11 protein-coding genes are annotated in these 12,969 nt (G+C 72.7%); 10 read left to right on the top strand and 1 reads right to left on the bottom strand.

All coding sequences use genetic code 11. The features are described 5' to 3' along the window. The first annotated feature begins 240 nt into the window (after positions 1–240). The 10 genes from hrcA (at position 241) to OG272_RS16745 (ending at position 11,434) form a co-directional block, all read left to right on the top strand. The gene (gene hrcA / locus OG272_RS16790) at positions 241–1,257 is read left to right on the top strand and encodes a heat-inducible transcriptional repressor HrcA (RefSeq protein WP_028796968.1); all 1,017 of its coding nucleotides are present in this window, start codon (positions 241–243) and stop codon (positions 1,255–1,257) included. Further along, positions 1,258–2,394 (top strand): molecular chaperone DnaJ, encoded by a 1,137-nt coding sequence (dnaJ, locus tag OG272_RS16785; protein WP_326582854.1) that lies wholly within the window; start codon positions 1,258–1,260, stop codon positions 2,392–2,394. 221 nt (positions 2,395–2,615) lie between these two features. Beyond that, positions 2,616–3,725, top strand: coding sequence for a nitronate monooxygenase (locus OG272_RS16780; protein WP_405893908.1), 1,110 nt, complete (start codon positions 2,616–2,618; stop codon positions 3,723–3,725). Further along, on the top strand, positions 3,722–4,471 hold the full coding sequence (locus OG272_RS16775; RefSeq protein ID WP_326582857.1) for a 16S rRNA (uracil(1498)-N(3))-methyltransferase: 750 nt from the start codon (positions 3,722–3,724) through the stop codon (positions 4,469–4,471). The genes OG272_RS16780 and OG272_RS16775 overlap by 4 nt, the downstream gene beginning before the upstream one ends. 43 nt (positions 4,472–4,514) lie before the next feature. Continuing rightward, on the top strand, positions 4,515–4,907 hold the full coding sequence (locus OG272_RS16770; RefSeq protein WP_326582858.1) for a VOC family protein: 393 nt from the start codon (positions 4,515–4,517) through the stop codon (positions 4,905–4,907). Positions 4,908–4,992: 85 nt separating this feature from the next. Continuing rightward, positions 4,993–5,580: a hypothetical protein gene (locus OG272_RS16765; RefSeq protein WP_405893906.1), complete on the top strand. Its 588-nt coding sequence runs from the start codon at positions 4,993–4,995 to the stop codon at positions 5,578–5,580. 86 nt (positions 5,581–5,666) lie between these two features. Beyond that, positions 5,667–8,903, top strand: coding sequence for a S41 family peptidase (locus OG272_RS16760; RefSeq protein WP_328223044.1), 3,237 nt, complete (start codon positions 5,667–5,669; stop codon positions 8,901–8,903). A gap of 249 nt (positions 8,904–9,152) precedes the next feature. Next, positions 9,153–9,506, top strand: a complete 354-nt coding sequence (locus tag OG272_RS16755; RefSeq protein ID WP_326582861.1) for a histidine triad nucleotide-binding protein — start codon at positions 9,153–9,155, stop codon at positions 9,504–9,506. A 6-nt stretch (positions 9,507–9,512) separates the two neighbouring features. After that, positions 9,513–10,421 (top strand): ribonuclease Z, encoded by a 909-nt coding sequence (locus OG272_RS16750; RefSeq protein ID WP_327729747.1) that lies wholly within the window; start codon positions 9,513–9,515, stop codon positions 10,419–10,421. A 20-nt stretch (positions 10,422–10,441) separates the two neighbouring features. Beyond that, positions 10,442–11,434 (top strand): adenosine deaminase, encoded by a 993-nt coding sequence (locus tag OG272_RS16745; RefSeq protein WP_327729748.1) that lies wholly within the window; start codon positions 10,442–10,444, stop codon positions 11,432–11,434. A gap of 70 nt (positions 11,435–11,504) precedes the next feature. Here the strand turns inward: OG272_RS16745 and OG272_RS16740 are convergent, their stop codons facing one another. Next, positions 11,505–12,728 (bottom strand): MFS transporter, encoded by a 1,224-nt coding sequence (locus OG272_RS16740; protein ID WP_328223041.1) that lies wholly within the window; start codon positions 12,726–12,728, stop codon positions 11,505–11,507. Between the last annotated feature and the right edge of the window lie 241 nt (positions 12,729–12,969).

Here is a 12,969-nt window from a genome sequence, read left to right as displayed (position 1 = left end):
GGTGCCGTGGCCCCGACGTGCCGTCGGTCGACGGCGCCGTCGGCGTCGCGGTCGTCGCGTACCCGCCAGTAGGAAGTGGCCCGACATCGCCGGACAGGTCGGTACACGTCGGCACTCCATGGCTGGACCGGCCTTGCCGGGGGCGTACCCCACCGCCGTACACTGGGCGGGGAGTGTTGGCACTCGCCCGGGGTGAGTGCCAAGGGGGAGTCACAGGAGAGCGAGCTGGAGGTGTGCGCGATGCTCAGTGAACGCAGGCTTCAGGTGCTGCGCGCCATCGTCCAGGACTACGTGGGCACCGAGGAGCCGGTCGGCTCCAAGGCGCTCACGGAGCGGCACAACCTCGGTGTCTCCCCGGCGACCGTCCGCAACGACATGGCGGCGCTGGAGGACGAGGGCTTCATCGCCCAGCCCCACACCAGCGCGGGCCGCATCCCCACCGACAAGGGGTACCGGCTCTTCGTCGACAAGCTGGCCGGCGTCAAGCCCATGACCCCGCCCGAGCGGCGCGCCATCCAGAACTTCCTGGACGGCGCCGTCGATCTCGACGACGTGGTGGCCCGGACCGTGCGGCTGCTCGCGCAGCTCACCCGGCAGGTCGCCGTCGTGCAGTATCCGTCGCTCACGCGGTCGACGGTGCGGCATGTGGAGCTGCTGTCGCTGGCCCCCGCCCGGCTGATGCTCGTGCTGATCACGGACACGGGACGGGTGGAACAGCGGCTGGTCGACTGCCCGGCGCCGTTCGGAGAAACGTCACTCGCGGATCTGCGCGCCCGGCTCAACAGCAAGGTCGCGGGCCGCCGGTTCACCGACGTGCCGAGGCTGGTCGAGGACCTGCCCGAGGCGTTCGACGTCGAGGACCGGGGCACGGTCACGACGGTGCTCTCCACCCTGCTGGAGGCACTCGTCGAGGAGAGCGAGGAGCGGCTGATGATCGGCGGCACCGCCAATCTCACCCGCTTCGGACATGACTTCCCCCTCACCATCCGGCCCGTTCTGGAAGCCTTGGAGGAGCAGGTCGTCCTCCTCAAGTTGCTTGGCGAGGCCGGGGATTCGGGCATGACCGTACGCATCGGTCATGAAAACGCCTATGAGGGACTCAACTCCACGTCCGTCGTCTCCGTCGGTTACGGTTCGGGCGGCGAGGCAGTAGCGAAACTGGGCGTGGTCGGACCTACGCGCATGGATTATCCGGGAACGATGGGAGCGGTACGAGCGGTGGCACGGTACGTCGGACAGATCCTGGCGGAGTCTTAAGTGGCCACGGACTACTACGCCGTGCTCGGCGTGCGCCGCGACGCGTCTCAGGACGAGATCAAGAAGGCGTTCCGGAGGCTCGCGCGCGAGCTGCATCCGGACGTCAATCCCGATCCGAAGACCCAGGAGCGGTTCAAGGAGATCAACGCCGCCTACGAGGTGCTCTCGGACCCGCAGAAGAAGCAGGTCTACGACCTCGGCGGCGACCCGCTGTCCCAGGCGGGCGGTTCAGGCGCGGGCGGCTTCGGAGCCGGTGGCTTCGGGAACTTCTCGGACATCATGGACGCCTTCTTCGGTACGGCGTCCCAGCGGGGCCCGCGGTCGCGTACGCGCCGGGGGCAGGACGCGATGATCCGGCTGGAGATCGACCTCGACGAGGCGGCCTTCGGCACGACGAAGGACATCCAGGTCGACACCGCCATCGTCTGCGCGACGTGCAGCGGCGAGGGCGCGGCCCCGGGGACGACCGCCCAGACCTGTGACATGTGTCGCGGTCGTGGTGAGGTCTCACAGGTCACGCGGTCCTTCCTCGGTCAGGTCATGACCTCCCGGCCCTGCCCGCAGTGCCAGGGGTTCGGCACGATCGTCCCCAACCCGTGCCCCGAGTGCGCGGGCGACGGGCGGGTGCGGTCGCGGCGGACCCTCACGGTCAAGATTCCGGCCGGTGTCGACAACGGCACACGGATCCAGCTGGCCGGTGAGGGCGAGGTCGGTCCCGGTGGCGGTCCCGCCGGTGACCTCTACGTCGAGATCCACGAGCTGCCGCACGCGATGTTCCAGCGGCGAGGCGACGATCTGCACTGCACGGTGACGCTCCCGATGACGGCGGCGTCTCTCGGCACGAAGGTGCCGCTGGAGACGCTGGACGGTCTGGAGGAGGTCGACATCCGGCCCGGGACCCAGTCCGGGCAGTCGATCCCGCTGCACGGGCGGGGTGTCACCCATCTGCGGGGCGGCGGCCGTGGCGATCTGATCGTCCACGTCGAGGTCCAGACGCCGACGAAGCTCGACCCCGAGCAGGAGGGGCTGCTGCGGCAGCTCGCCGCGCTGCGCGGGGAGGAGCGGCCCACCGGGCAGTTCCAGCCCGGGCAGCAGGGGCTGTTCTCGCGGTTGAAGGACGCGTTCAACGGGCGCTGAGAGGTTGGCTGAGGGGTTGTTCGTCGGGTGCGGGGTGGGGCTTCTCGCGCCGTTCCCCGCGCCCCTGAAAGCCCAGGCCCCGCGGGCCTGAAGCGCGCGGGGCGCAGCCCCGGCTTTTCGGGGGCGCGGGGAACTGCGCGACCAGCCCCCACCGGCCCCGCGGTCGAACACGTGGCCGTCCTCGATTCGGCGAAGGCCCGTGGACATGGCAACATGCCGTCATGTCCTCCGCGCTGACCGATCTCGTCCCGCTTCCGATCGTGCAGGCCCCGATGGCGGGCGGTGTGTCCGTGCCGCGGTTGGCCGCCGCCGTGTCCGAGGCGGGCGGGCTGGGTTTTCTGGCCGCCGGGTACAAGACGGCCGACGGGATGTATCAGGAGATCAAGGCGCTGCGCGCGCTGACGTCGCGCCCCTTCGGCGTGAACCTCTTCATGCCGCAGCCGGAGTACTCCGAGCCGGCCGCCGTCGAGGTGTACGCGGAGCAGCTGGCCGGTGAGGCCACCTGGTACGACGCCGAACTGGGCGACCCCGACAGCGGGCGGGACGACGGCTACGAGGCCAAGCTCGCCGTACTGCTCGACAACCCGGTGCCCGTGGTGTCGTTCCACTTCGGCTGCCCGACCCCCGAGGTCATCGAGTCCCTCGCCCGCAAGGGCACGCTCACCCTGGTCACCGCGACCTCGGCGGAGGAGGCACAGGCCGTGGAGCGGTCCGGGGCCCACGCCGTCATCGTGCAGGGCGTCGAGGCGGGCGGCCACCAGGGCACCCACCGGGACGACCCCGAGCGGGACTGCGCCGGCATCGGTCTGCTGTCGCTCGTCGCACAGGTCCGCGAGGCCGTGGCGCTGCCGATGGTCGCGGCCGGCGGCATCATGCGCGGCAGCCAGATCGCCGCCCTCCTCACGGCGGGCGTGAGCGCGGCCCAGCTGGGCACCGCGTTCCTCGCCACCGCCGAGTCCGGCGCGCACGCCGTGCACAAGCAGGCGCTGACCAACCCCCTCTTCGTCCGTACGGAGCTGACCCGCGCCTTCTCCGGACGCCCGGCCCGCGGCCTGGTCAACCGGTTCCTGCGCGAGCACGGCCCGTACGCGCCCGTCGCCTACCCGGAGGTCCACCACCTCACCTCGCCGCTGCGCAAGGCCGCCGCCAAGGCCGGGGACGCGCAGGGCATGGCCCTGTGGGCCGGGCAGGGGCACCGGATGGCGCGGGAGCTGCCGGCCGGGGAACTGGTCGAGGTGCTGGCCGCCGAGATCGCCGCCGCGCAGGCCGCGCACGCCTCCTCACGGGTCGGCAGCCAGGGCGGCGGACCGGCCGGGGGCGAGGGGCGATGACCGCACCCGTGTTCGTGGTCGACTCGCTGGACCTGCCGGACGGCTGCGGCGGCGAGCTCGTCCTCGACGGACCCGAGGGGCGGCACGCCGTCTCCGTGAAGCGGCTGCGGGCCGGTGAGGACGTCGTCCTCACGGACGGGCGCGGACGCTGGGCGGAGGGCATCGTCAAGGCCGCCGAGGGCAAGGACCGGCTCGTGGTCATGGACCTGGAGACCGTGCACGAGGAGGCCCCGCCACAGCCCCGTATCACCGTCGTCCAGGCGCTGCCCAAGGGCGACCGGGGCGAACTGGCCGTCGAGACCATGACCGAGGTCGGGGTGGACGCGATCGTGCCCTGGGCCGCCTCCCGCTGCATCACCCAGTGGAAGGGCGACCGGGGGCTGAAGGCCCTCGCCAAATGGCGGTCCACCGCGCGGGAGGCGGGCAAGCAGTCCCGCCGGGTGCGGTTTCCCGAGGTCGCCGAGGCGGCCACCGGCAAGCAGGTCGCGGCGCTGCTCGCGAAGGCCGACTTCGCCGCCGTACTGCACGAGAGCGGCGACGACACGCTGGCCACGGCCGAGCTGCCGGCGGCCGGGGAGATCGTGCTCGTCGTGGGGCCCGAAGGGGGCGTGTCGCCGGAGGAGCTGGCGCTCTTCGGCGAGTCGGGCGCGGGGGCGTATCGACTCGGGCCCAGTGTGCTGCGTACATCGACCGCCGGGACGGCGGCCGGGGCGCTGCTGCTGGGCCGAACCGGACGCTGGTCCTGACCGCCCGGTCCCGACCCGCGTCCCCGAACCCCCTGGGAGCATCGTGGAACTCGCCCAAGTAAGACTGCTCGTCTCCGACTTCGCCGCCTGTTACCCCTTCTATGCCGAGGTGCTCGGGCTGAAGCCGCAGTCCGGGGCGGTCGAGGGGCCGTACGAGAAGTTCAGTCCGGCGGTCGGGTCCGCGGGCATCGCCCTGCAGGACCGGGCGATGATGGCCGAGGTGCTCGGGGAGCTGGCCGACGCGGCGAACGGGCACCGGTCGCTGGTCGTCCTGCGGGTCGACGACCTCGACACGTACTGCGAGCAGATCACGGCGCGCGGGGCGCGGCTCCTCCACGGGCCCGCACGGATGACCGACCGGATGCGCGTGGCCCATCTCAAGGATCCCGAGGGGAACTTGGTGGAGCTGCAGGAATGGCTGCTGATGAGCGGCTGACACCGGCCGCCCTCCACCGGCCGTCCCGGCGGCATGGCCGCACGCGGTCTTCCGTGGCGCGGCGGGCGGTGGCAGGCTGCCGTGCATGGCGGCATGGCGGCGTATCAGGGCGTACCGGACTCGCGGGCGCCGGCTCCTGCTGGGAGTCGGGCTCGGAGTCGGCGCGGTCGCGGGCCTGGTGGCCTGCGAGGGCGGCGGGCTCAACACCGGCGCGGTCGCGTTCACGACGGACCAGCTGGCCACCAAGGAGCTGGAGCGGGAGGGCCTGGACGTCCGGTGGCTCACCTGCACGGCGTCGTACGACAGCGACGGTGGCGGTGACGGTGACGGTGACCAGCAGGGTGACGGCGAGAAGTCCGGGTCGCCGTCCGCGTCCGTCAACACCGTCGCGAACGTCGACTGCACCGGCGAGGACAAGGAAGGCCGGGACATCAGCGTCACCGGGAAGGTGACCAAGGAGGTCAACGGCAGGTGCGTACGCGGCGATCTGACAGGCAAGGTCGACGGCAAGGAGTGGTTCCACGTCGAAGGGCTGGGCAACTGCGACGCCCCCGACCCGACGCCGAGCGCGGGACAGCCCGACCCCGACGAGCCGGGACCGACCGTGACGGTCACCGTCACCCAGACCATCTGGTGCCAGAAGGACCCGGCGTGCGTGCCCGAGGGCAAGTGAGGCCCGGCCCGGGCAAGTGACGCCCGGCGCGAGGCACATGATCCAAACCCCTCCCAATCCGTCCGAACGCTGCTTACAGTGACCGGGTGACTCAGCTCGCGTATTTCCGGTATCCGCATCTGCACGGCGACCTGGTCGCCTTCACCGCCGAGGACGACGTGTGGATCGCGCCTCTGGACGGCGGCCGTGCCTGGCGGGTCAGTGCGGACAACGTGCCCGTGAACCATCCGCGGATCTCCCCGGACGGCACCACCGTCGCGTGGACCTCCACGCGGGACGGCGCGCCCGAGGTACATGTCGCGCCCGTCGACGGCGGATCGGCCAGGCGCCTGACGTACTGGGGGAGTTGGCGCACCCAGGTGCGCGGCTGGACTCCCGACGGCCAGGTCCTCGCGCTCAGCACCCAGGGCCAGGCCAGCCTCCGGCGGAGCTGGGCGCGCGCCGTCCCGCTCGACGGCGGCCCGGCCACCACCCTGCCGTACGGGCCGGTCGGCGACGTCGCCCACGGCCCCGCCACCGTGCTGCTGTCCGCGCCGATGGGCCGCGAGGCCGCCTGGTGGAAGCGGTACCGGGGCGGCACGGCGGGCAAGCTGTGGATCGACCGCGCGGGCGAGGGCGGCGAGGGCTCCGGGCCGGCCGGTGAATTCGTGCGGCTGCACGCCGAGTTGGACGGGAACATCGAGTACCCGCTGTGGGTCGGCGACCGGGTCGCGTTCCTGTCGGACCACGAGGGCGTCGGGGCTCTGTACTCCTCCCTCGCCGACGGGTCCGACCTGCGGCGGCACACCCCGGTCGACGGCTTCTACGCCCGGCACGCGGCCACCGACGGCACCCGGGTCGTGTACACGTCCGCCGGTGAGCTGTGGCTGCTGGACGACCTGGACGGGGCCGAGCCGCGCAGGCTCGACATCCGGCTGGGCGGACAGCGCGTCGACCTCCAGCCGTTCCCGGTGAACGCCTCCCGCTGGTTCGGCTCCGCCTCGCCCGACCACACGGCCCGGGGCAGCGCGGTCTCCGTGCGCGGCTCCGTCCACTGGATCACCCACCGCTCCGGCCCCGCCCGCGCGCTCGCCGCCGAGGACGGCGTACGGGCCCGGCTGCCGCGCACCTTCCGGGTGGAGGGCGAGGAGTGGGTGGTGTGGGTGACGGACGCGGAGGGCGACGACGCGCTGGAGTTCGCCCCGGCCACCGGCGTCGGACCGGGCGCCACCCCGCGCCGGATCGCCGCCGGGCAGGTGGGCCGCGTCCTCGGGCTCGCCGTGGCGCCCGACGGCGACCGGGTCGCCGTCGCCGCGGACGACGGCCGGGTGTTGCTCGTCGAGCGGGAGACCGGAGAGGTCCGCGAGGTGGACCGCAGCGAGGACGGCGAGGTGACAGGGCTCGTCTTCTCGCCCGACTCCGCCTGGCTCGCCTGGTCGCACCCGGGCCCGCGCCCGCTGCGTCAGCTCAAGCTCGCCAACACGGCCGACCTGTCCGTCACCGAGGCGACCCCGCTGCGCTTCCAGGACTTCTCACCGACGTTCACCCTCGACGGCAAGCACCTCGCCTTCCTCTCCGCGCGCGCCTTCGACCCGGTCTACGACGAGCACGTCTTCGACCTCCACTTCGTCAGCGGGGCCCGACCGCACCTCATCACGCTCGCCGCGACCACCCCGTCCCCCTTCGGGCCGCAGCGCCACGGGCGGCCGTTCGAGGCGCCCGACAAGGACGAGACCCCGGACAGCGAGGGCGCCCCCGCGACCCGGATCGACCTCGAAGGGCTCGCCGACCGCATCGTCCCCTTCCCGGTCGAGGCCGCCCGCTACTCCACGCTCCGCGCCGCCAAGGACGGCGTGCTGTGGCTGCGCCACCCCGTCACCGGCGTCCTCGGCCATCTGCGGGCCACGCCCGACGATCCCGACCCGAAGACCTCCCTGGAGCGGTACGACCTCGCCCAGCGGCGCCTCGAATACCTCGCCTCCGACGCCGACCACTTCGCCGTCAGCGGCGACGGCAAGCGGGTCCTGCTGTGGACCGACGGCAAGCTCAAGGTCGTCCCCAGCGACCGGCGCGCCTCGAACGACGACGAGAGCGACACCAACATCACCGTCGACCTCTCGCGTGTACGGCGGACCGTCGACCCGGCCGCCGAGTGGCGCCAGATGTTCGACGAGACCGGCCGCCTCATGCGGGACAACTTCTGGCGCCCCGATCTGGGCGGGGTGGACTGGTCCGGCGTCCTGGACCGGTACCGCCCGGTCCTGGAGCGGGTGGCCACGCACGACGACCTCGTGGACCTGCTGTGGGAGGTGCAGGGCGAGTTGGGGACGTCCCACGCGTACGTCACCCCGCGCGGCCGGGGCGGCTCCGGCGACCGGCGGCAGGGGCTGCTCGGGGCGGACATCTCCCGGCACGAGGACGGCCCGCAGGGGGCCGCGCTGTGGCGCATCGACCGGGTGCTGCCGTCGGAGACCTCCGACCCCGACGCCCACTCGCCGCTCGCCGCGCCGGGTGTGGCCGTACGGGCCGGGGACGCGATCATCGCCGTGGGCGGGCAGCCGGTCGATCCGCTGGCCGGGCCCGGGCCGCTGCTCGTCGGCACGGCCGGCAAGGCGGTCGAGCTGACGGTTCTGCCGTCCGGCGGCGGGGATCTCCGGCATCCCGTCGTGGTGCCCATCTCCGACGAGGAGCCGTTGCGGTACCACGCGTGGGTCGCGGACCGGCGGGCCTACGTCCACGAGAAGTCCGGCGGCCGGCTCGGATATCTCCACGTGCCCGACATGGTCGGCTCCGGCTGGGCCCAGCTCCACCGCGATCTGCGGATCGAGGTCGCCCGGGAGGGGCTCGTCGTGGACGTGCGGGAGAACCGGGGCGGGCATACCTCGCAGCTCGTGGTGGAGAAGCTGGCGCGGCGGATCGTGGGGTGGGACCTGCCGCGTGGGATGCGGCCGTCCAGCTATCCCGACGACGCGCCCCGGGGGCCCGTCGTCGCCGTCGCCAACGAGTTCTCCGGGTCCGACGGGGACATCGTCAACGCGGCGATCAAGGCGCTCGGGATCGGGCCGGTGGTGGGGACGCGGACGTGGGGCGGGGTCGTCGGCATCGACAGCCGGTATCGGCTGGTCGACGGGACGCTCGTGACTCAGCCGAAGTACGCCTTCTGGTTGGAGGGGTACGGGTGGGGGGTCGAGAACCACGGGGTCGATCCCGATGTGGAGGTCGTGCAGGCGCCGCAGGACTACGCGGCGGGCCGTGACCCGCAGTTGGACGAGGCGATCCGGATCGCGCTGGCCGGGCTTGAGGAGACTCCGGCGAAGGTGGCACCGTCGCTGCCCGAGTCGTAGTCCTTCTTCCTCGCCCCCGCCGCCCCTACCCGTCCCCTCCCTCGGGGCTCCGCCCCGGACCCCGTTCGCGCAGTTCCCCGCGCCCCTTTTCAGGGGCGCGGGGAACTGCGCGAACGGCCCCCACCGGACCCGCGGCCGGGGGTCGAAGGGGCACCGCCCCTGGGGAGGGGAACGGGTAAGGGCGGCGGGGGCGGAGACGCCTCGCTACGATGCCCGGGTACGGGATCACCGGTGGCTGGGAGGCGACACATGGCTGGGGAGCCGCAGGACGACTGTCTGTTCTGCAAGATCGTGGCAGGACACGTACCGGCGACGATCGTGAGGGAGACGGAGACGACGGTCGCGTTCAGGGACATCAACCCGCAGGCACCGACACACGTCCTGGTCATCCCGAAGGCGCACTACGCGGACGCCTCGACACTCGCCACCGCCGCCCCGGAACTCGCCGCGGACGTCCTCCGCGAGACACAGGCCGTCGCGGACGAGGACAAGCTGGAGAGCTACCGGATCGTCTTCAACACCGGCACCGGCGCCGGCCAGACCGTGTTCCACGCGCACGCCCACGTCGTCGGCGGCCGCGGCCTGCAGTGGCCTCCGGGCTGACGGGCCGTGTCCGTACGTGAATTGGTGGTCCTCGGCACCGCCAGCCAGGTCCCGACCCGGCACCGCAACCACAACGGCTATCTGCTGCGCTGGGACGCGGAGGGGCTGCTCTTCGACCCCGGTGAGGGCACCCAGCGGCAGATGCTGCGCGCCGGGGTCGCCGCGCACGACCTGAACCGCATATGCGTCACCCATTTCCACGGGGACCACTCGCTGGGACTCGCCGGTGTCATCCAGCGGATCAACCTCGACCGGGTGCCCCACGACGTCACCGCCCACTACCCGCGCTCCGGGCAGCGGTTCTACGACCGGCTGCGGCACGCCACCGCGTACCGGGAGACGGTGCGGTTGACCGAGGTGCCGGTCGACGGGGACGGCGGGGCGCTGGCCGTCACCCCCTCCTACACGCTCGACGCGCGGAAGCTGTCCCACCCCGTCGAGTCGTACGGCTATCGGCTCGTCGAGCCCGACGGGCGCCGGATGCTGCCGGAGCGGCTCGCCGAGCGCGGGATCAAGGGGCCGGACATCGGGCGGATCCAGCGGGAGGGCGCGATCGGCGGCGTCTCCCTCGACGAGGTGAGCGAGCTGCGGCGCGGACAGCGGTTCGCGTTCGTCATGGACACCCGGCTGTGCGACGGGGTCTACGCCCTCGCCGACGCGGCCGACATGCTCGTCATCGAGTCCACGTTTCTCGACGAGGACGTCGAACTCGCCGTCGACCACGGACATCTGACGGCCGGTCAGGCCGCCTCGGTCGCCCGGGACTGCGGCGTACGGCATCTCGTCCTCACCCACTTCAGTCAGCGGTACTCCGAGCCGGCGGAGTTCGAACGGCAGGCCCGGGCCGCCGGGTTCGAGGGGGAGCTGACCGTGGCCCACGACCTGATGCGGGTGGCACTTCCGAAACGCCGATAAGGCAGCCTTACGATGCTTTGATGTCCCTCCCCAAAGCTGAACTGCACCTGCACATCGAAGGCACCCTGGAGCCGGAGCTGGCGTTCGCGCTGGCCGCCCGGAACGGGGTCGAGCTGCCGTACGCCGACACGGACTCGCTCCGCAAGGCGTACGAGTTCGAGGACCTCCAGTCGTTTCTGAACCTGTACTACGAGCTGATGGCCGTCCTGCGCACCGAGCAGGACTTCGCGGACCTCGCCGACGCCTATCTCGCCCGCGCCGCCGCCCAGGGCGTCCGGCACGCGGAGATCTTCTTCGACCCGCAGGCCCACATGGCGCGGGGCGTCGGGATGGGGACGGTCGTCGAGGGGCTGTGGCGGGCGCTGGGGAGGAGCGAGGCCACGCATGGGGTCTCCACTCAGCTGATCATGTGTTTTCTGCGGGACGAGTCCGCCGCGTCGGCTCTCGACACCCTGGAGGCGGCGAAGCCGTATCTCGACCGGATCGTCGGGATCGGGCTGGACTCCGCCGAGGTCGGGCATCCGCCGGTCAAGTTCCGTGCGGTGTACGAGGCGGCGGCCGCGCTCGGGCTGCGCCGGGTCGCGCACGCCGGGGAGGAGGGGCCCCCGGAGTACATCACGGAAGCCCTCGACATCCTCGGTGTCGAGCGCGTCGACCACGGGCTGCGGTGCATGGAGGACCCGGCCCTCGTCGAGCGGCTGGTGCGGGAGCGGATCCCGCTGACGCTCTGCCCGTTGTCGAACGTCCGGCTGCGGACCGTCGACACCCTCGCCGACCACCCCCTGCCCGCCATGCTCGACGCGGGCCTGCTCTGCACGGTCAACTCCGACGACCCGGCGTACTTCGGCGGTTACGCCGGTGACAACTTCGACGCCGTACGGCGGACGCTCGGTCTGGGCGAGGAGCGGCTGCGCGAGCTGGCCCGCAACTCCTTCACCGCGTCCTTCCTGGAGCACGACGAGGAGCGGCGGGCCCGGTATCTCGCCGAGGTGGACGCGTACGAGTTCGGCTGAGCGAGCGGGAGGAGCGGCCGGGGCCGGTCGCCGGTGGTGACGGGCCCCGGCCGCCGGTGGTGACGGGGCCTCAGGCCGCCGGGCGGTACTCGGGCCGCTCGGCGGCGGTCCGGGACTGGGGCTGGGCGCGGTCCCGTTCGTGCTCCTGGTAGCGGGCGTGTTCCGTGGTGGGTGGGGCCGCGCGCAGGGCCACCCAGGTCATGGGGGCCGTGATGAGGAGGAGGCCCACGGCCAGGATCGCGCCCATCGCCGGGTAGCCGACGTGGGCGGAGAGCAGGCTGCCGACCAGGGGTCCGACGGCCGTGCCGAGTGAGGACGCGGAGCCGATGAGGACCGCCCAGCGGCCACGCGGGTCGAGCGAGGCGGCGAGACCGATGAGGTACGACAGGACGACCGGGTAGAGCGTGTTCCAGGCGACCTCCCCCGTCGCGAAGGTCGGCAGGTCGGTCGCGGTGGCGCTGAGCACGATGCAGCCGGCGATGAGCGCCGTGCCGGCGCCGATGGGGAGCGCGCGGCCGAAGCGCGCGCCCAGCGCACCCGCCCCGATCACCCCGAGCAGGCCCGCGCCGAGAGCCGTCGCGAAGACCGCGCCGACGGTGACCTCGGAGAGCCCGGCCTGGGTGGTGCCGATCCGGCCGCTGACGCCCCAGAGGGAGTTCTGCGCCAGGGACCACAGGAGGAGCGTGACAGCGAGGGTCAGGCCGTGGCGGAGGTGGGGCAGGGGACCCCGTTCCCGGGCGACCCGGGTCGTTGCCACCGGGGCCGCGAGACGGGCGGTCGCCGGGAGGGTGAGCAGGGCCGTGAGGGCGAGGGCGGCGAGCGGGAGGCCGTGGCCGGGGCCCAGCCGGGGGATCGTCAGATACAGCGCGCCGGCCAGCGCCGAGACGGTGAGCAGGCCCAGCGTCGACACCCGGTGCGGGTCGCGCTGCGCGGCGATCCCGGTGGCGGCCACGGCGGTCGCGGTACCGGAACCGAAGCCGCCGAGGACCGCGCCCGCGACCACCGCGGGGAGGGCGGTGGTGAGGGCGGCGGTGCCGTAGCCGACGGCGGCGAGCAGCAGGCCCGCGCGGGCCAGGCGACGGGGGCCGAAACGTTCCACCTGGGCGGCGAGTGTGAAACCCGCCGTGGCCGAACCCAGGAGCAGGGCACTGCCGACGGCGCCGGCCTCGGTGGAGGTGAGGGGGAGGGCCGCGTCGAGTCTGCCCACGGTGGTGGGCAGGAGGTACGCGGCGAGATACCCGGCCGTGAAAAGGGCGACGAGGGGCCAGGGAGGGGTGGTGGTGCGGGGGGACACGGGCGTTCCTGGACGTGCGAAGGTGCGGCTCAATGAGGGAGGTTGGGCGGCTGGCTGTCGACGGACAGGGACGCGCGGAGAATTTGTATCAGGGGGGTGGGGAGCGGAAGAAACGCGGGGGGCGTGATCTGGGACACGTTGCGTTTGGGGTGGGGTGTGACGGGTAGGAGTGGTGGGTTTTGCGACGCCATCGGGGCGCTCCGCCGAGGGCTGTGTTCGGCTGTTCGCGCAGTTCCCCGGG

This window comes from Streptomyces sp. NBC_00104, from assembly GCF_045160825.1.
GTDB lineage: Bacteria > Actinomycetota > Actinomycetes > Streptomycetales > Streptomycetaceae > Streptomyces.
The sequence above is the reverse complement of the archived record's forward strand: the minus strand, read 5'-3'. Positions and strand labels throughout refer to the sequence as shown.